We start from the raw sequence: 17,843 nt of genomic DNA on the forward strand, positions 1-17,843 counted from the left end.
ATGCTGATCGCCATGACCGGCTGGGGACAAGAAGCGGACCGGGGCAAATCCACGGATGCAGGTTTCGCACGGCATCTGGTCAAGCCGGTGGATCCGGCGACGCTGGAGACGGTGCTGGCTGAGATCGCCGCGAAGGTAACGGGTAACGGGTAACGGGTAACGGGTGTCGAGTTCGGAGTTCGGAGCGGCATCATGGGCGCCGCCTGCCGGTGTCAAGCTCCGGTTTCGTGGATCTTTTTCTGCGTGTTCTGCGGATGATTCCGTCTTCCCGCCGTGGTCGCCGTGGCTCGCCGTGTTCGCCGTGTGAACTCTTGCGTTGTGCCCGCCCAACCCGCCGTGTGCCCTTGATCTGTGTTAATCTGTGTAATCTGTGGATGCTTTCTCCCTTTCTGCGTGGTCTGCGTGTTCTGCGGATGATTCTCCTGCGGGCGTCGCGTCACGATCATGGCGTCGTTCCCGAATTACCCGGGTCGGTGGCGGCGCCGTCCGGGTCTGAATCGTCAGTCGTGTCCGCATCGGCGGTTTGCGAATCGGAGTCGTCCGGCGGCATAAACGAGCTCGGGTCGAGCGTCACCGCCTGGGTGGCGGCGGCAATGACCGCGTCGACCGACGTGGCGTCGGTCAGAAAGATCGCGGGATCGCCCGCCAGCGTTAAGCTGCCGGTGGACGAATAAACCCAGAATTGCGTGCCGGCGGGAACCTGGAGCCCTGCACTGACGGCCTGTACCGAATACGAAGCCGCCGTCCACCCATTCTGGTTCAACGCGTCCGGAACAGCGTCGTTCATGGCCGTCGGGAGATCAAACGTATCCGGGGCGACGGGGTTACTGATGATCACCCAAACGGTGACGTTGTTGTTGGCGTCCGGAGGCGCGAGTGCATAGAACACTTCCATGAGGCTGGCCGGAAAATTCTGGAAACTGAGGTCGCCCGAGATCGGCAGGTACGCAAAATCGTTTTGTTCGTCCCGGGACACGATTCCATTCAGGGTGGCGCCCTGAGCCGCCACTCCCACCCGGAGGTTTTTGCCGTTGGCGTTCTGGCACGGCAACAGGTCGATTTCCTGGCCGCTGCCCACCGTAATGAGCAGCGCCGACATCAGAACAACAAATAGAAGGGTTTTCATGGCCGCTAATGAATCACCGTGCCGACCTCGGCATGGACGGCAAACCCGAGGCTGGCGTTAAACGTCGCGGTGTTTAACAGGACCGGATCGGTTCCGTACGCGGGAACCTGCTGGATGGCTTCGATCGTATAATAGCCCTGCTGCCTGAGGTAGGGTCCGGTCGGGATCAGGAGGGTGCGGCTGGAGATGTCGCCCCAGGGTGCTACGACCGTAGTGTTCGGAATGATGGTCACGTTTGAAGGATTGGAAGTCTGTTTACCGGGATAGATCCGAAGGTAAGAGGTTCCGCCGGGATAAAGGTTGGAAAGTGCGGCCTGGACGACGGGGGGATCGCCGGAAGAAGTGCTGTTATTGAGCGCCTGGTTTGTGAGCACGTTGGTAAATTGGACCTGCGTCGAGGTCGACGTGAGGGACTGGGACGACGGGACCGCGGGCGGAAAGACGTAAATATTCGCCGAAGCCAGGATGGCCGTGCGCGTGCCGGAATGTTTGTTGTAGTAACCGAGGACGATGGTTTCCTTGAGGTAGGGAGCGTTGCCGCAAGACCCGCCACCGCAGGAGCCACCACCACCGCCGCAACCCGAGCCACCGCCGTCGCCGCAGGAGCCGCCGCCGGATGACTGCGAAAGGTAATCCGCAGCCGTGTAGGGGCCGTAGGTGCGGGTTTTGCCCAGGCCCGAGTTGGCGGGCCAATCTTTCGAGCCCACCTGGACCTCGACCGGCGCGTCGTAGAGGTTGCCGCCGTGGCGGATGGCGTAATAGCGCTCGACGCCGATTTCGCCTTGTGGATCGAACTTGCCGTTGTTGGGCACGTAGCAATACGAACTGACCGAATAGCTGTAACCCGCCCGGCATTGCAGGACGGGACTTGAGTCAGGGTTATTATTGGGGCCGGTAAACGTTGCCGAGCCCTCGGGGGTCGTGATGGTGAGTTGGCCGATGGGGGTCGTGTACGTCTGGCCGGCGTTGGCGCTGAGGAGGGAACCGGCCACGGCAGCGAAACACGCATACCGGGCCCACGCGCCGAAGCGCCGGTTTCGGCCGGGCCGGAGCGGTCTGACGCCGGCCTTCGGCCCGAATGGCTGAGGACGAGACAACAATTTCATCGGGCGATTTGATATTTACCATATTGAATATATTATTTAGACAAAATCGGCAAGCGAAATCTACTGGCCCGAAGGTGCCTACCCCCTGGTCCGCGAGCTTGCTCAACGAGTATACATTCTAAATATTATAATTTCTAAAGATTTTGCCGCCCCTGCCGATCCCTGCCCGTAAGCTGATCCCGTCCGTTTTCAAAATGGCCCGATGAAACTTGTTGCTCGCTCTCTACGCCCCGCCGGCACGGAGGATGGTGTTAACGCGCAGATCGCCACGCGCCCGGCGCCGATGCCTGCGCCGCGAGTGGCGGTAAAGCCCGAGGCCGATTCCACCGCGGTGGCCGCCCTGCAGGTCCAAACGAGCCCAGGGTCCGCTCCGACCGATACGGCGAGAACCGGCCGCGGCGGATTGGCGATCCTGACCGAATTAAGCGAGTTATCGCACCGGGAAAACGTTTCCGACGTGCAGATCCAGGCGGGCAAGCTGATCTACCTTAACCGTGCCGGGTCGACCAAAGCGTACGAGCCGTTCGGCAGGCTTTCGTTCGAAGACGTTTACCAGATGCTGGAGGTCCTGTACCGGGCCCGCACGGTTTTCAGCGGTTTTGATTCGGGAACAGAAAAGGATGACCTGCGCGAACGGCTGATGGCCGAGCGCAAACTCGATTTTGCATGCGAGGGCAAAGACCCCAACAGCCCGCTCAGGGGCCGGTTCCGGGTCCAGGCCCACTTTTCCCATGCCGGTCTGGGCATGACCCTGCGCGTCCTGCGCAACAAGCTCGCCCAGCTCGAACAATGCGGCTTGCCGCCGGAGGTGCTCGATTCGCTCCGCCAGAAAGTTGTCAAAAAGCAGGGGCTCGGACTTGTGGTAGGTCCGACCGGTTCGGGCAAGACGACCACTCTTTCGGCCCTGATCGATTGGGTCCGGCGGAACCATCACAAACACATCGTCACGGTTGAGGACCCGATCGAGTATTGCTACCCGGAGACCGCGGACGGGCCGACCGGTCCCCGCCCCTCACCTTCGCTGGTCACCCAGCAGGAAGTGGGTCATCACGTCAGGAGTTTCGACCAGGGCCTCAACGATGCCTTGCGTAAAAAGCCGGACATCATCCTGGTGGGAGAAATCCGGACGGCCGAGACCCTCAAGACGGCCCTGGAAGCCGCTGAAACCGGTCACTTTATCCTTTCGACCCTTCATACCCGCGGGGCCGGCAAGACGCTCGGCCGTATGCGGCAGATGTTTAATCTCGAACAAGCCCGGAGCGTGCTGCAGCAGTACGCCGACGTCGGCTCCTTTATCCTTTCCCAGGGACTGATGCCGGACACGACCGGCAAGTACGTCCTCTGCTGCGAATACTTTTCGATCCAGGAGATCGAAGACAGGAATGCCATCCGCAAATACGTGGACGGCTCCTTTCAGGATGTCGAAGAACGTCTCAACAAGCCGTATAACCGGCGCTGGAACAACGAGCTGAAAGCTCTGTTGGCCGCGCGCCGGATCAGCCAGGAGACGTTCGATCAATTCTACCAGGTCACCGGCCTGGAGAACAAATAGGCGGAAGTGACCGGTAGAAGTCCTCTCCAGCCACAATTAACCTAGATAGACTAAACCAAATTCCATACCTCACCAAAATGAAGTTAGCATCCAGTAAACGTTTAGCCGCCCAGCGCGGTACGACCCTGATCGAATTGTCCGTGGTAATCGCGGTCATCCTGCTGCTCGTCGGCGTCCTGTTCGTCGGCATCAGCGGCTGGAAGAATGCCGCGAACCAGTCCGCCTGCATCCTGAACATTTCGACGATTCAGAAAGCGATGCGGAGCTGGTCGGCTGCGAATAGCGTGTCGCCGCCGACCACCGGAACGGCCGGCAGCGTGACGATCGCCGACTTGGCCAACGCGGGTTATTTTAGTCCCAGCCTGACTTGCCCGGCCGGCGGAACTTACAGTGACAAAGGCGGGGTGACACCCGTAGGCATCATCTTCGCAACGTGCTCAAAAGGCCACGCTCCCGCAGGAGATCTCAGCAGCTGGTAATTCGCGCCCTTTGAATCAGTTCCAGGTGCGGCAGACCGCACCTGGAATTTTGCTGTTTGTTGGTACCCCGTAATTCGCACGATGGCTTCGTTAAGAACGCATGGCACTGCTGCAAAAATTTCAGGACCTTGCCGGCGCTCACCGCCTCGCGCGGCAACGTGCAAAATTGCGGCGGGTACTTTCAAAAGTGGCATTCGAACCGGCGGAAAAGCAACCGATCCGCTGGCACCTGTTCTTCGACGGTGAGCGCCTCACGTCGGCGCTCACCTTCGGCGATCCGGCCGGCCCTTCGGTTTGGAAACCCGGACCCGATTTCAGCGCGACGGGACTGAGCCCATCCGACTTTCTGTTGAAGTGCGTTACCGATCTCCGGTCGCAGCAGAAGGGAGCGTTGGAACTCGGCATCATTCTTCACCTCGCCGATCACTTCGAATCCGGGATCGTGCACGAAGAGTACGAGAATCCGGAGTCCTTTCTGGAAGCGAGTAAAATCATTTGTGAAACGCCTAACCGGGTCGTCGCCGGGCTAAGTGAAGCGACTGGCCGCGGCTCCCAGTGGCGTTATTACCCGTTGCTTTGCGGCGGGAAAGCCATCGCCCTTAATCACGTCCTCGATTGGCTGGAGGCCCTGGAAAACCTGAGCGGGCCGGGTCAGGATTTGAAGGTTTCAGTGCGGAGCGCTCCGGCGGAGATGCTCGCAGTGCTGCTGGCAATTTACCAGGCAATGACCCCTGAACGGCCCCACGTTCTCGCGTTGTTCTACGATCGGTTCACCGTTTTAGCGCCACTGTTTCGCGGCCTCCTGAACCTGAGCGTCCTGCCGCACCACGGAGGGACGGTGCCGCCGAATTTTGGCGACGACGTGTTCGCGTTGCTTGAACCGCTCGGGTTTCTTGATGGCTGCAACCTGGTTCTCGTCCAGTGCGGGTCGCGCGACCCCGGCGACCTCTTCGAGAGCCTGCAGGAATACGTCCAACGCCATCCCCGTAATACGGAGAACCTCGAAGTGCACGTCCTTGCGCCCGCCGCGCTCTGGGAACTCTGCCAAAACCATGCCGGCACGGAATTTCCTGACGGCCTGCTGGTCCGGCCGGAGTTCCTCGTCGAAGAGGCGCCGTTCCGGTCCAAGGAGGCCGAACTGAGCTTCAGTCTGGACGCGCACGCAGAGCCGGGCCGCTGGAACTACCTGGCGCGCCGGAATTTCTGGCCGGCGGATAGCGCCACCAAACAACTGCGAGTCTCGCGCCCCATCGCCTCGGCGATGGTGATTCTTCGCTTCGTTAACACAGGCTTGGCCGTGGCGCTGGTTCTTCTGCTGGCGGGCACAGCGTGGATGTGGTGGAGCGGACAGCAGACGCCGGCGGCGCGGCTAAACCCCCAACTCGCTCAACACGTCCAGAATGACCTCGCAACCACCCAGAACACGAAAGCCTACCTGACCAAATGGGGGGGCGTGCTTACCCCGCGCAGCCAGGCCTGGAGCGTGATGGACCTGGGGTTTGGCCTTGTCCCGCCTTCCGATGACATTGTCTGCAACAGCCTTAAATACAATTTCAAAGAGGTAGATACTAAAGAAAAGAGCCCCAGTACTGCAGGGTGGATTCGCGAATGGACTATCGAAGGCATGTGCGATGACCGCGGTTCGGCGTACCTGCAGCGGCTGCAGGACAGCAGCGTGCTAAACGACATCTTCAACCAGGCGCGGCAACGGCTGGATGACGTAAGCTTTCTCCCGGGCGGCGGCCGGACGTTGAAGGCAACATACCGGGAAGAGGCTAACACCGCGTATGACAGTAAGAAAGGGGATGCGTTTCCGTACGCGTTCCGGCTGGTGGTCGACCAGACCGTACCGGCTGATGATCCGCTTGCCCTGAAGCCGTTCGCCACGAAGAAAAAATAATCCGCAGAACACGCAGATAAACGCAGAACAGAGATAAATCATCCACAGATTACGCAGATTAACACAGATTAAGAGCCCGTCATCGAACTCCGAACTGCACCCGTTACCCGTTACCCGTTACCCGTATATGAGCCGTTATTTGAAAGCGATACTGGTATTTGACGTGGCCCTGCCGCTGTTTGGGCTGGCGCTTCCCTGCCTTGGCTTGCTGCTCATGCTATTGAATCTTCAGGAGCAGCAGCGGCAAGCAGCGGAACGCTATGAGATGAATGAGCTTCAAACCCGCCAACTCACTTTCATGCGCAATGAGCTGTCTTCGGTTCAGGACAAGGCTCAGCAGGTCAAGGCGTGGCTGAGTCCGGAAAATCTTGAATCGCGCATCGACCAAGCCGTGGGAGGGGCGCTGGAACGTTATACGCAGGATGACATCGACCGCACCTTGCGCGAATACAGCGCGTCGGGGCCGGGGGTGGGCAGCTTCTTCGCGCAATGCCGGTCGCTCACGCTGAAGTTTTCTGCACGCTGGGAGACATTGAACCTGGCCGCCCTGCACTGGGAGAGCGAGGCGCCCAACCTGCTTCTCGAATCATTGACGATTCAAAGGGCCACTTCCGGCAATGGCCTGGAATCGATGCTGAACTACGCGGTCCTGACCGACGAGTAGATGGAAAGCCAACGATTGCGCGATGGCGTTGAAGGAAACACTTATTCGGCTCGCGAAAGTTGCCCGGCACGGCGGATGGAAGTGCGCCGTCCGAGTCCGGGGCGCTGCACGTTTGTCGGGTATTTCTGCGTTTGCGACGATAGGCGCATTTGCGCTGGTTCCGGCCCTTGCCGGCCCTGAAATTTCCCCTGCCCCGAAACCATCCGCCGCGCCCGATCTCGCGCCAAAACCTTTGGATGTGATCCAAAGGCTGGGTGACAAAGCCTGGATGGAAGCTCGCGAGAGCAAACTGGTCAGCCGCCAGAGACCCAACCAGCAACCGGGCGCTTACGACCCGTTCCGGGTTGAGATTCGGGGCAAGTTTCGGGGCTTGCCTCCGGTCAAGATCACGTTGGCGCCGCGGCAGCCCAACGCATCGCCCAGCGCGGCAGTGAAGCCGAGCCCGGGAATTGCTGCGGCATCCCCTACCCCCGACCCAAACGCCCCAACCTGGGAGAAGGCCGTCGAAGCTCTTTCGATCGGGGCAGTCAACGGTTGGGCACGGGAACTTTTGCTTGGGTCGCAACTGATACGGGAAGGGGACCTGCTGATCGTACAACTGGAGGGCAAGTTTTTTCCGGTCTGGGTCCGGCGCGTCGGCGAGGGCGAGGTCGAGTTCTGTGATGCAGAATTGCAAAAATCTACGGTAAAGACGATCCACACGGTGCCGAAAGAGTTACCAGACGCCAAGGAAGATGAACTGACGTCAGGAACTCTCTTCCTGCGTCCGAAGTGAGAGGATGTGTGAGGGGCGCGCGGTGATTAACTTTGCCGCCGCCCCTCACACATCCTCTGATGCGACCATGATGGATCGACGCCGGCTGTATACAAGGGAACGGTTTGTTTCGGCGCTGCTGCTCGTGAGCTGTGCCGCCCAAAACCTTGGGACCGCGGCAGCCGGCGATGAGCGGCCGCACCCGGACACCGATCCAATGGTGACGCCGGTTCATCCGGCAAGTGCCAACCTGCCGGCCATTACGGCCGACCACGGTGCCTCTGAACTCGACACCCGGCACTCGACACCCGACACTCAGGATCGCACGACCGACACGGCGACTCCGAATCCCGAACCCCGAACCCCGAACTCCGAACCGCAACTGCTCCTGGCGCAAGCGGCGGCTGATCCGGACGCACCACCGCCCTCGCCCGACTCAACGTCCGGGTCTGACATCCTCCGGTCACTACCGTACAAGCCGCCCCGGCGGGTGGTTCCTGCCCCCACACCCCGCCGGAGTTTCGAACCGGTCGAACCGCCGTCGGCAACCAACAACGTCTACTACCTGGACGACTACCCGATCAACGATCTCTACCAGTTCCTGGCGCGGAAGGCGCGGATGCAGTTCTTTCATAACCCTAATCTCGACAAGATCCGGGTCACGGGTGAGCTCTTCAAAACCTCCGACCCGCTCGAGAGCATCAAGGAACTTGCGCTGCAGTATAATCTCGTCATTTATCGACGTGGCCTGACCCTTTACGCGCTGACCCAGGATCAGCTGGCCAGCCTTCCACCGCAGGAGTTCCGGTACGAATTAAAGTACCTGCATCCGGCCGGTCAGGAAGCCGTGCAAAACATGCTCGGCCATTTTCTTACGCCCGACCGCGGTTTGGTTACCTACGAACCAAAGGTCAACATGATCGTGGTGAACGATAACGAGACCGCGATCCGCCGCGTTGCGAGTTACCTCTCGAGCATTGACCGGCCGCGCCGCCAGGTTTCCGTGCAGGTCCGGGTGTTGAGCATCAATCTCACCGCAGGCAAAAACGTCGGGATCGACTGGTCGCAAACGCTGGGCGAGCAAGGGACGACGGTTACGGCGTCGGCGGCAGGATCCTTAAATTCCGCTCTTGGTCTGGTAAGCAGCCTTGCCAGCACCGCCACGTCCCAGCAATCCACCACCTCGCAGCAGTCCACCACCTCGCAGCAAGCCGTGTCCACGACCAGACAACCGGTAGGCGTGACGTTCGGGCCGGTGGCGGTCAGCGCCATCCTGCGGGCTCTTTATAACAACGGGAACGTCACCATCGAAAACGCGCCTTTGGTGATTACGGAGGACAACGAACCGGCTAACATCAACGTCGTGACCCGCACCCCGATCGTGACCAGCACGGTCACGACGTCGAACGGCACCACTAACATCGCCAACGACGTCCGCTACCAGATTGATGCAAAAGACAAGACCGACCCGCCTCAGGACCGGCGCGAGATCGGCACCCAACTGGCCGTCGTGCCGACCATGCTGCCGGATGGTACCATTCGCATGGCCATCACCGGCACCGTCGCTACGGAAGTCGGGCAGCAGGCGGTGTCCGCCGGGTCAGGCATCACGAACAGCTACCCGATCGTCAACGAGGCGCACCTGGCCAACCTCGCCCGGGTGCCGAACGGTTACAGCCTGATCCTGGGCGGTTTTATTACGGAGAACAAGTCGCAGCAGATCAACAAGGTGCCCGTGCTGGGGAACATCCCGTTTCTTGGCGCGGCCTTTCGCAGTAAACAGGACACAAAACAGCGCACCAACCTGGTGTTCATCATCACGCCGACGGCCTACGACGCGGCTGATCCTGCCCAGGCGGTTGGCATAAACGAACTGAACCGCCAGCACTACACGGCCAACCCGCTGGACGTCTACGCCGACCCGCAGACGACCGGGCACAATGCCGAGATCTACCCGCCTGCGCTGCGGCAGGGATTATCCGACCCGGATGAACAGGCGCCCGACACGAATCCGCTCAGCCCGGACAACCCGGAAAACAAACGGTCGATCCCGGCCACGACCCGGCAGGAGCGTGAGCAAAGACGGTTGGAGCAGCAGTACCGGGTTCCGGACGAGGTGCCGGCGCCCGCACCCCGGGCTTACCTGGTCAATCCGCAACCGCGCAGGACGAAGCGCCTCCCCGGAGCGGCTCGCGACGATGAAAACTGACGTCTTCCGGCTGCGATTAAACGGTAGCGGTGCAGGTGAGGAGCACAGCGGGGCATTCCGAGGATCGTCTGCGTGGAACCAGGCATTGCGCTATGGTGCCTGGGGTGGTCTGACCCCGCTCCTGCTGGCTCAGAAACTTGCGGAAGTGACCAATGACGTGCTGGTCGAACTGGGCGTCCTGGATCAGACCGACGCCCGGGAGAAGCTGCGGGAATTCCGGGCTGACGCGGACGCGTTGAGCCTGCAGGGCAAGACCGCTCTGCACGTCGTTCTGGATGAAGCAAAACTGGCCACCGGGGTACGCGCCCTCCAACGCCTGGTCAATGCTCATGCCTGGGGGGTGACGCCGCGCATTCCGCCTCCGGAAGCGTTTTATCGGAGTTACTGCGAAGTGAGAACTGTCTGCCGGCTGACCGGAAGCGCCATCATCGACGCCAGCAGCCCGTGCACCCTCACCACCGCCAGCCTCAACCCGCTGGCCGGCGAGATCGTGGGGGCCTGGCTTGACCACTATTTCACCCAGCACCGCCGGGAACCAAGGCACCGCTTCTATTCGCACGTGGCACTCACCCCGGCGCAGTGGCCGGCCATCTTTCGCGCGCATTGTGGGGGATGAACGATGGCGTACGAGATCGGTGTCCAACTTCCGCGCCCCATCGAGGAGCAGGTCACGGCTGCCCTGCGCGAACGGATTCCCGCGCTGGCCACCTATTCGAACGAAGAACTGCCGCGCCAGGTGGATGCCGCCGACGTCCTGGGAGCCCTTGGTTACCTGCGCCGCATCCCCCTTCTGCACTCAATCCAGGGTCTGGTCGATGAAACCCTGCCGGCACTTTTCGACCGGGATGCCTTGCGCAAGGAAAAAACCGTTCCGCTGCACCGGACCGACGAGGTGCTCACGGTGGCGATCGCCAACCCGTATTCCAGTTTCAAATTGATCTATGAAAAACGTTTCCCCCAACTGCACCTCGCGTGCATCCTGACCTACGCCTCCCAGATCGACGCGATCCTGACCGACCAGACCCGGATCCAGCAGATCACGCAGGACGAAATTCGCCAGCTCAACCTCGAGGAGATCGAGGAGGAAATCAAGGATTTCGACCTGAACGCGCCGTCCGACGACGGCGTCGTACGCAACCTGCAGTCAATCGTGCAGGAAGGGATAACCCGGCGCGCTTCCGATATTCATCTGCTGACCGAAAAGGATCGCTTCCACTTTACTTACCGGATCGAGGGGGACCTGATCGAACGGCGGGACCTGGACGTCAAAATCATCAACCGCACCGACAATCTGCTCGTCCAATTGATGGGTTTTGAGACGATGGACAAGAACCGGGGCCTGCCCCTGAGCGGCCGGTTCACGGCCTTGATCGGCAACCGGCGGATCGCGATTCGCGCCGAACGGCTCCCTTCCTACCGCGGCTTTCATTACACGCTGCGAATCCTCGACAAATCCTATGTCAGCCCGAAGCTGGGGCAGGGATCGCTCGCCTTGCATCCGGCGACCATGAAGTACATCCGGCAGGCACTAAACCTTCCGGACGGTATGATCCTGATGTCGGGCCCGACCGGGTCCGGCAAGAGCACCACCCTGGTTGCGATGATCAAGGAACTGTTCCGGACCCGTTACAACATCATCGCCATCGAAAACCCGGTCGAGGAAGAAATCGCGATGGTGACCCACGTCAACATGGAGGATGTGCGTCACGGTCCGCAGTACATCAAATCAGGGATGCGCTCCGACCCGGACATCCTGCTGGTCGGAGAAATTCGGGACCGCGAGACGGCCGAACTCGGCATCGAAGCGGCCCTGACCGGGCACCAGGTGCTGTCCACGATCCACACGACCTGGCCCGCGCAGATCATCATCCGCCTGATGCAATTGGGCGTCCCGAAGTTCTATGTGGCTGAAACGTTGAAGGCGGCGTGCGGCCAGCGCCTGGCCAAGAAATTGTGCCGGCATTGCAAGGAAGCGCAGCGACTCGACACCGAGATGGTCGACCAACTCGGGTTGCCGGACGTGTTTGACGGCCACGAAATCTTCAAGGCCGGCCCGGGTTGTTCCCGGTGCGACCACCTGGGTTACGCCGGCCGTCAGGCGATCATCGAGGTCCTGCCGATCACGGATGAAGTCACCGAATTGATCATGCAGCGGGAACTTACCTCAATCGAGATCGCCAACTTCATCTACGACCAATATAAAGTTCCTTCCCTCCGGGAGCTGGCCTTCGATCTGCTCTATAACGGCGTCATCGACCTGCCGAGCGCCGCCGACTCGGTCCGCCTCGGCCTCATTTCCGCGCGAGACAAGAAATGGCAACCTACCTCGTTACTCTGAAAAGCTCCGGCAGCAATCCCCGGAACCGCACCGTGCAGGTGGCGGCTGTCGACGGCAAGGCAGCCATGCTGGTTGCTGCTACCGGCGAGTGGCAGGCGATCAGCGCCACACCCGCCAAGGAATCCGGGAAACAAAGGATCAGGCCGTTCCCGACCAAGGCGCTGATTGTCATGTGCAACAGCGTCGCCTCGATGCTCGATGCGCAGATCCCGTTGCCGAAGGCGCTCGAGTTTTACCTGGCGCGGGTAACCCAGGAAGATCAGCGGCTGGCGTTGCGCTCGATCGCCGTTGCGGTGGAGCGCGGCGAAGATAATCACAAGGCGTTCGCTGTGACCCGCCGGTTCGATCCCACGTTCGTCGGGCTGGTGAAAGCCGGCACCATGGCAAGCAATCTGCCGGCGGCATTCCGCGCGCTCGCCCGCCGGATGCGGACCAATCAGGAATTCACTTCGAAGCTGCGCAAGGCGCTGGCCACACCCATTTGTATCCTGGCGTTTCTCTGGTTCCTGCTGATCTACTCGCAGACCAGCCTGGTTCCAAACGTCGAAAAGATGCTGCGCGACATGCGGGTGCAGAACGATCCGATATCGTCGTTTACCTTCGGGTTCTCCCATGTTTTCCAGGCGATCTGGATGCCGGCAACCATCGGCTGGATCGTACTCGGGGTCATGTTCTGGCGTTCGATCGCGTTCCGCGAAAAGTTCGGCAAACTCCTGATGAGCCGGTGGCGGTTGTTAAGAGAAATCGTCATGGGGTTCCGTCAACTGACCTTCGTCGGCACGTTTGAGATGCTGGTGTCGAATAACATTCCAATCGCCGATGCCTTAGAGACCTGCGCCAACACGCTCAGGAACACGCCATTCGAGAAGGAGCTTCGTGTGGTGAAAGAAAAACAGGCGCTCGGGATGAACCTCGGCGAGGCCATGCGCAAACACACGACCATGGATCCGCAATTGACGCACATGATCGAGGTCGGCGAAAAGGCCTCGAACCTGAACGAGCAACTTCTGCTGTTGCGAAACTTGTACGAGGAGGAAACGGCGCAGCGGATCGAACTTTTTACGGGTCTCGTCGGGGTAATGAGCAAACTGGTGACGGTTTCGATCATCGGGTTTATCTACCTCGGCGCCTACATGCCGATCGTGCTGGCCGGTCCGAAGATGATGCAGGCCAGTCAAATGTAGGCACACCACGGGCACAGCGGGGGGGCGGGCACGACGTAAGAGTTCACACGGCGAACACGGCGGGCCACGGCGAACACGGCGAGAAGAGGAATGCCACAAAAGCGGGCCGCCGGTCATGCGCGGCTGGAATTTACGCCGTCTTCGGCCGGAGCGGCGGCTGGAATAATCGGCACTAAAGCTCCTGGCTGCTACCAACCGCCGCTCCGGCCAAAGACGGCGTAATCCTTGCCGGGCACCGAATTCGCAGTCGAGCATCGGGTTCCAGGTAACTCAGTCTTCCCGCCGTGTTCGCCGTGTGAACTCAGTCGTCGTGCCCGCCCAACCCGCTGTGGCCGCCGTGTGCCTGTGTGCTGACTACCTGATCTTATCCATTGTGAGGATCCAGGTCACGCGGGTGATCGGCGGGACCATGTTAACGTTGTTGATCTGCTTGAGGTTGTAGGTCGAACTCGCGGATCCCACGATGCTGCCGCTGCCGCCGGAACGGAACGAAAGCGGGTTGATGGTTCCATTGGTTACGTTACCAGGGGTATCGACGTCGATCCGGCCGTTGAAGTTGACCTGGGCATTCTGGGTGGTGTAGCCGTAAAGGATCTGCTGCGCGTAGACGCTGACCGGCGCGTAGGGATCGCTGGAATCGTAGGGGGAGGTTAACGGGACCGTGTTGAAGTTATCCAGGAAAGTGAGCGTCAACGGCGTGATGATCGAGAGGCCGTAGGTGAACGCGCTCAGGTCGCTGCCGTTGGCGACGCAGAGCGGCAGGTTCGCCAAAGTGCCGGCGTAGGATGAACTCGGATTGATTCCGATGTAGATTGCGTGGACCAGGATGTTCGGGCTCGCCTGAGTCGAGAGTTGATTCGCCAGAAACGTCGCGAGCTTTGAAAAGTCGAATCGCGCTACGTTCTGACCCGGGAAACCGGGCAACTGCGTAAGCAACCCCGCGGCCTGGCTCAGGTTGTCGCCTATCCCGCTGACCCCCTGCGTAAACCGCAGCGCACGGACCTTGGAGTTGTTGTCCGGGATGCCGAACATCGCGTTCAGCGGCAGCACGGCGTTGGACGCGTTGCTCGAATCGGGCGCAAGATAGACCGTGAAATCATAGACTCCATTCCCGTTGTTTGCCGTCGAATTCCATTGTGAGATCAGGATTCGCATCTGGCTCTTGTAGTATGGCCGGGCGTACAGGTCCCAGTTGGCCGGCACACCGCCCGGCGCAGGTTTCAGGAAATCGTCTCCCGGCAGGATGGGCATAACGATCATCTTTCCGGTGTCGGATGCGTCTGAAAGGGGCGCGTAAACGGGCACTGAACCGGAACTCGTCGCGTACGTCGTGGTCCGGTTGGCGTCGTGGAGTTCGCGCTGGCCGAAGTTCTGGTAGGTGTTGTCGGCAAACACCTCTCCCAGTACCGTCGAGGAATTTACCACGTTCAACTGGCGCCGGGCGCTCAGGGTATCGGCGTACGTGCCGCCATACAACTGGATCTGGTCGCCGAAGATCGGGCCGTTGATCTGGACCGCGCCGGAACCGGTGTTGCCCCATAACGTTCCGTCGGGGTTACGGCCTACCTCGATCGGCACGTTGCCGGTAATGGGCAGTTGGCTCGGCACTTCGTAGACCGAAAGGATGTAGTTGTGCGTCGCCGCGGGAAAGCGCGCCTTCGGAGCGCTGACTCCCGCCATCTGCTGCGTGGTCTGAAAGCAGATCGGGATCTTCCACCAGACGCGCCGGGCCACAAAGGTCTCCCCCGGCTTTTTGTAAGCGAGGCGGAGGTTTGGAAAGGTCATCGGCTGCCAACGGTAAGCGGGATTGAAACTGGTCAGGACCGTACTTGAGGTCCCGTTATACTGGGAACCGGTAAAGAAAGGATACGGGTTGTTGATCGCGGTGGTCGAATCCCAGTAGTTGGGTGACGGCCACCCGTACCAGGCGGGTTCGGTCGTTGGGTCGTAGGCCGGATCGAAGTTAGCTAACCCTTCGGAGCCGCCGAACGGCGTTTCTTTCCCCTGGTAGCCCTGAAAAACCGCCAGGGTCGTCTGGCCCGTGTCGCCCAACGTGCTCATGGTCGGCGTTCCGCTCGGGAAAATCGTGCCGAGTTCGTTCGGGTCGGCATAGGAAACGGCGTTGACCTGGTTAACCGCCGCCGTCAGGATGCTGTTCCAGCTGGCGTAGCTGCCGCCCGCATTCGGCAGCATCCCCTGGGCGGTCTGCTGCAGGATGGCGCGTACGAGGACGTCTTCCCGCAGGTCGATGTCGATTTTGGCGGTGGTAACCCGCGAGTTGGCCTGGGACAGGCTGGACGACATAAGCAGGGCGGCGGTCATGGCCAGGATGGCGAAACCTACCAGCGCTACCGTCAGCAGGACGGCCTCACCGCGTTCATTTCTTTTCGGCTGCAAACGTAATTTGATCATGATTACTCCCTTGCAGGGTGACCAGCAGGATGCCGGTGGTGTCATCGAAAGTGGCGTTGGTCAGGTTGCCGCTGGGCATCTTCCAGCTCGGGCTGGCCGGAAACGAACCGCTCGAACCCGCCAGGTAGTAGCACAACCCTTTGGCCGTCCCGGTCGCGGAGAAACTAAGAATCGCCGTACGCGGAGCCGCCCCCGGCTCCCGCATCCAGAGCCGGACGACCGGCCCGGTCAGAACGTGGTTCCGATCGGCGACGGCGTCGCCCAGGTTTCCGTAAATCCGGAAATCGTCGGCGTTACCCATCGTCTTTGTCAACAAAAGGCCGAGTTGCGGCGCCTGCTGGCTGAGGAAACGGTAGGTTGAAGTCACACTCAACATTTTGCAGTGCACGTTCAGCAGCGACGCCAGGGCCGAAGCGATGAGCAACGAAACGGCCAGGACCAAGGCGAGTTCGATCAGGGTGGTGCCGCGAGTGGAGTTCGGCGTTTGGAGTTCGGGGTTCGGAGTTCGGAAACACCGCGTGGTGGGGTAAAGCCCACCCGCAGAACACGCCGAAAGAAAGAAAGATCGAACCGGAAACCCTGGGCTTGCCGCCGGCAGCCGACACCCGTAATGCCGCCTCGAACTCCGAACTCCGAACTCCGAACTCCGAACCTTCATTGTGTGCGCACCACTTTGCTGAGCTTGCAGTAGCTCCGTTTGCCGTTTGTATAGGTGACGTACGATTCGAGCAGGTAAGATTGCACCCCGCTGACAGGGTCGGTGTTGGCGTGGCAAGTGCGTCGAACCTCCACATTGACCGGACCGTAAGGCGTTTGGCCGGCCGTCACGATTGAACTGACAAAAAGCGGGTAAACCGGCCAACGATTGCTGCTCGCGATCTGGCCATACACCCAGCGTTGGGCAAACGCCGTTTCAATCGATGCCTGGGCGTCGGTCATGGTCTGGATCACCGACCAGTTCTGGGCCTGGTAGGCGGCAAGCGTGGTTTGCATGCTGTATACCGCAATGGTGATGAGTAGAAACAGGGTCAGGCTCACCTCGAACAGGCCGGAACCGAGTTGAGACCTCGTGGTCCGGCGGCCTGCGGTGGCGACCAGGTTTCGTCCGGGGTTCAGTAGCTGCCTATATCCCATAAGCCGTCAGTGGTTGAGCCGGACGGATCGTATGGAGTTTTGCCGTCCAAAGACGCCACCGGGGGAATCCGATTGACCAGAATCTGCGGCGTCACCCCGTTCACGGACGGTAAGACCGGAAGCGAGGTCCCGTTCGGCAGGTAGGGAACGATGTCCGCCGTCGCGGTGGCCGGAGTCAGCGAAGTGAGGTCCACCCCGGGATTGTCGGAGAGGTAATTCATCTGTGCGGCGTAGACGCTCCGCAACGCCTCGCCTGCCTGACGGCCGTCCCGGTAGGCGATGTAGGGCGTGGTCCCGATCACGACCATGGAGGCCAGCAGCAGGAGGACCGTAATCACGATGGATAACTCGGCGAGCGTGGTGCCGGACGATGAGGAAGCGCCTAACCGGAAGACAGGCTTGGTCGGCATGCAACTCAATTTACCTTAATGGTGTTCTGCGCGATCTTGCCCGGGCCGGAATCGGCCCCGGCGGGTGACCCCGGGCTGTTGCCGGGTTGGCTTTTCGAGGCGGGTTCCGTGCCGAAAGCCTTTTGCAGGGCGAGTTTCAACTGGCCTGCAAGCTTCTCGTCGAAACGCCCGGGACCACGATAGAGCCGCACGATTTTTGGAGCGTTCTCGGCCGGGCCGGATGCGGGCGCCGGGACCGCGGCAGCCGGCGATGCCCGGATGCCGGAGCGTGAAGAAGAAGAAGACGGCCCCAGGCTGGACGCAACAGGCGTGCGGGGCGCGGTTTTGGTCTGTAAGGTCGTGGTTGAGGGAGCAGCCTGCGTTGCCGGACCGGCCGCGGCCGAGTGGTTCGGTCCGGGCATGACGGCTGGCTTGGGTATCTCGGGAGGAGCGGGAAACGCGGCTTGCCCGGCGCCGGGAACGATGCCGGCGAGGGACAACGCAGCGACGACAACGGGCAAAACGCGGCGAACAACAAGCATAAACGATCCACTACGGCATATATGGTAATTATTATAATTGCAAGGACTTTCGCC

17 protein-coding genes are annotated in these 17,843 nt (G+C 60.6%); 10 read left to right on the top strand and 7 right to left on the bottom strand.

Annotated features, from left to right (window positions below; translation table 11 throughout):
- Positions 1–153, top strand: a 153-nt coding sequence (locus tag JO015_14635; GenBank protein MBW0000334.1) for a hypothetical protein, incomplete at its 5' end; no start/stop codon positions are given.
- Between the two features lie 289 nt (positions 154–442).
- Here the strand turns inward: JO015_14635 and JO015_14640 are convergent.
- Positions 443–1,126 carry a hypothetical protein gene (locus JO015_14640; GenBank protein MBW0000335.1) on the bottom strand — a complete coding sequence of 228 codons (684 nt, stop codon included), beginning with the start codon at positions 1,124–1,126 and terminating at the stop codon, positions 443–445.
- A 5-nt stretch (positions 1,127–1,131) separates the two neighbouring features.
- On the bottom strand, positions 1,132–2,232 hold the full coding sequence (locus tag JO015_14645; GenBank protein MBW0000336.1) for a hypothetical protein: 1,101 nt from the start codon (positions 2,230–2,232) through the stop codon (positions 1,132–1,134).
- Positions 2,233–2,434: 202 nt separating this feature from the next.
- Here JO015_14645 and tadA (JO015_14650) point away from each other — a divergent pair, with 202 nt between their 5' ends.
- From tadA (JO015_14650) to JO015_14690, 9 genes are all read left to right on the top strand, one after another.
- Positions 2,435–3,784, top strand: coding sequence for a Flp pilus assembly complex ATPase component TadA (gene tadA, locus JO015_14650; GenBank protein MBW0000337.1), 1,350 nt, complete (start codon positions 2,435–2,437; stop codon positions 3,782–3,784).
- Between the two features lie 77 nt (positions 3,785–3,861).
- A complete protein-coding gene (locus tag JO015_14655) occupies positions 3,862–4,263 on the top strand; it encodes a type II secretion system protein (protein MBW0000338.1) in 402 nt (133 codons plus the stop codon).
- A gap of 100 nt (positions 4,264–4,363) precedes the next feature.
- Positions 4,364–6,163: a hypothetical protein gene (locus JO015_14660; protein ID MBW0000339.1), complete on the top strand. Its 1,800-nt coding sequence runs from the start codon at positions 4,364–4,366 to the stop codon at positions 6,161–6,163.
- A gap of 127 nt (positions 6,164–6,290) precedes the next feature.
- Positions 6,291–6,827 (top strand): hypothetical protein, encoded by a 537-nt coding sequence (locus tag JO015_14665; protein MBW0000340.1) that lies wholly within the window; start codon positions 6,291–6,293, stop codon positions 6,825–6,827.
- 238 nt (positions 6,828–7,065) lie between these two features.
- On the top strand, positions 7,066–7,602 hold the full coding sequence (locus tag JO015_14670; GenBank protein MBW0000341.1) for a hypothetical protein: 537 nt from the start codon (positions 7,066–7,068) through the stop codon (positions 7,600–7,602).
- A 67-nt stretch (positions 7,603–7,669) separates the two neighbouring features.
- Positions 7,670–9,790, top strand: a complete 2,121-nt coding sequence (locus tag JO015_14675; protein MBW0000342.1) for a type II secretion system protein GspD — start codon at positions 7,670–7,672, stop codon at positions 9,788–9,790.
- Positions 9,780–10,406, top strand: a complete 627-nt coding sequence (locus JO015_14680) for a hypothetical protein (protein MBW0000343.1) — start codon at positions 9,780–9,782, stop codon at positions 10,404–10,406. The genes JO015_14675 and JO015_14680 overlap by 11 nt, the downstream gene beginning before the upstream one ends.
- A 3-nt stretch (positions 10,407–10,409) precedes the next feature.
- Positions 10,410–12,128 carry a Flp pilus assembly complex ATPase component TadA gene (gene tadA, locus JO015_14685; GenBank protein ID MBW0000344.1) on the top strand — a complete coding sequence of 573 codons (1,719 nt, stop codon included), beginning with the start codon at positions 10,410–10,412 and terminating at the stop codon, positions 12,126–12,128.
- Complete coding sequence (locus JO015_14690) at positions 12,104–13,312, top strand: type II secretion system F family protein (protein ID MBW0000345.1); 1,209 nt, start codon at positions 12,104–12,106, stop codon at positions 13,310–13,312. Before tadA (JO015_14685) ends, JO015_14690 begins: the two co-directional genes overlap by 25 nt.
- Before the next feature lie 354 nt (positions 13,313–13,666).
- On the opposite strand, the gene JO015_14695 is transcribed toward JO015_14690, so the two are convergent.
- The 5 genes from JO015_14695 to JO015_14715 form a co-directional block, all read right to left on the bottom strand.
- Positions 13,667–15,724: a hypothetical protein gene (locus tag JO015_14695; GenBank protein ID MBW0000346.1), complete on the bottom strand. Its 2,058-nt coding sequence runs from the start codon at positions 15,722–15,724 to the stop codon at positions 13,667–13,669.
- Positions 15,690–16,166, bottom strand: coding sequence for a hypothetical protein (locus tag JO015_14700; protein ID MBW0000347.1), 477 nt, complete (start codon positions 16,164–16,166; stop codon positions 15,690–15,692). Before JO015_14700 ends, JO015_14695 begins: the two co-directional genes overlap by 35 nt.
- Before the next feature lie 212 nt (positions 16,167–16,378).
- Entirely contained in the window at positions 16,379–16,858 is a 480-nt protein-coding gene (locus JO015_14705; GenBank protein ID MBW0000348.1) for a hypothetical protein, read from the bottom strand.
- The gene (locus JO015_14710) at positions 16,837–17,268 is read right to left on the bottom strand and encodes a type II secretion system protein (GenBank protein ID MBW0000349.1); all 432 of its coding nucleotides are present in this window, start codon (positions 17,266–17,268) and stop codon (positions 16,837–16,839) included. Before JO015_14710 ends, JO015_14705 begins: the two co-directional genes overlap by 22 nt.
- A 5-nt stretch (positions 17,269–17,273) precedes the next feature.
- A complete protein-coding gene (locus tag JO015_14715; protein ID MBW0000350.1) occupies positions 17,274–17,789 on the bottom strand; it encodes a hypothetical protein in 516 nt (171 codons plus the stop codon).
- Between the last annotated feature and the right edge of the window lie 54 nt (positions 17,790–17,843).

This window comes from Verrucomicrobiota bacterium (genome assembly GCA_019247695.1).
Lineage (GTDB): Bacteria > Verrucomicrobiota > Verrucomicrobiia > Chthoniobacterales > JAFAMB01 > JAFBAP01.

Coding starts and splice junctions, on each gene's coding strand:
- JO015_14675 (MBW0000342.1), top strand. CDS start 7,670: ATGATGGATCGACGCCGGCTGTATACAAGGGAACGGTTTGTTTCGGCG.
- JO015_14680 (MBW0000343.1), top strand. CDS start 9,780: ATGAAAACTGACGTCTTCCGGCTGCGATTAAACGGTAGCGGTGCAGGT.
- tadA (MBW0000337.1), top strand. CDS start 2,435: ATGAAACTTGTTGCTCGCTCTCTACGCCCCGCCGGCACGGAGGATGGT.
- JO015_14665 (MBW0000340.1), top strand. CDS start 6,291: ATGAGCCGTTATTTGAAAGCGATACTGGTATTTGACGTGGCCCTGCCG.
- JO015_14640 (MBW0000335.1), bottom strand. CDS start 1,126: ATGAAAACCCTTCTATTTGTTGTTCTGATGTCGGCGCTGCTCATTACG.
- JO015_14705 (MBW0000348.1), bottom strand. CDS start 16,858: ATGGGATATAGGCAGCTACTGAACCCCGGACGAAACCTGGTCGCCACC.
- tadA (MBW0000344.1), top strand. CDS start 10,410: ATGGCGTACGAGATCGGTGTCCAACTTCCGCGCCCCATCGAGGAGCAG.
- JO015_14645 (MBW0000336.1), bottom strand. CDS start 2,232: ATGAAATTGTTGTCTCGTCCTCAGCCATTCGGGCCGAAGGCCGGCGTC.
- JO015_14715 (MBW0000350.1), bottom strand. CDS start 17,789: ATGCTTGTTGTTCGCCGCGTTTTGCCCGTTGTCGTCGCTGCGTTGTCC.
- JO015_14690 (MBW0000345.1), top strand. CDS start 12,104: ATGGCAACCTACCTCGTTACTCTGAAAAGCTCCGGCAGCAATCCCCGG.
- JO015_14655 (MBW0000338.1), top strand. CDS start 3,862: ATGAAGTTAGCATCCAGTAAACGTTTAGCCGCCCAGCGCGGTACGACC.
- JO015_14660 (MBW0000339.1), top strand. CDS start 4,364: ATGGCACTGCTGCAAAAATTTCAGGACCTTGCCGGCGCTCACCGCCTC.
- JO015_14710 (MBW0000349.1), bottom strand. CDS start 17,268: ATGCCGACCAAGCCTGTCTTCCGGTTAGGCGCTTCCTCATCGTCCGGC.
- JO015_14695 (MBW0000346.1), bottom strand. CDS start 15,724: ATGATCAAATTACGTTTGCAGCCGAAAAGAAATGAACGCGGTGAGGCC.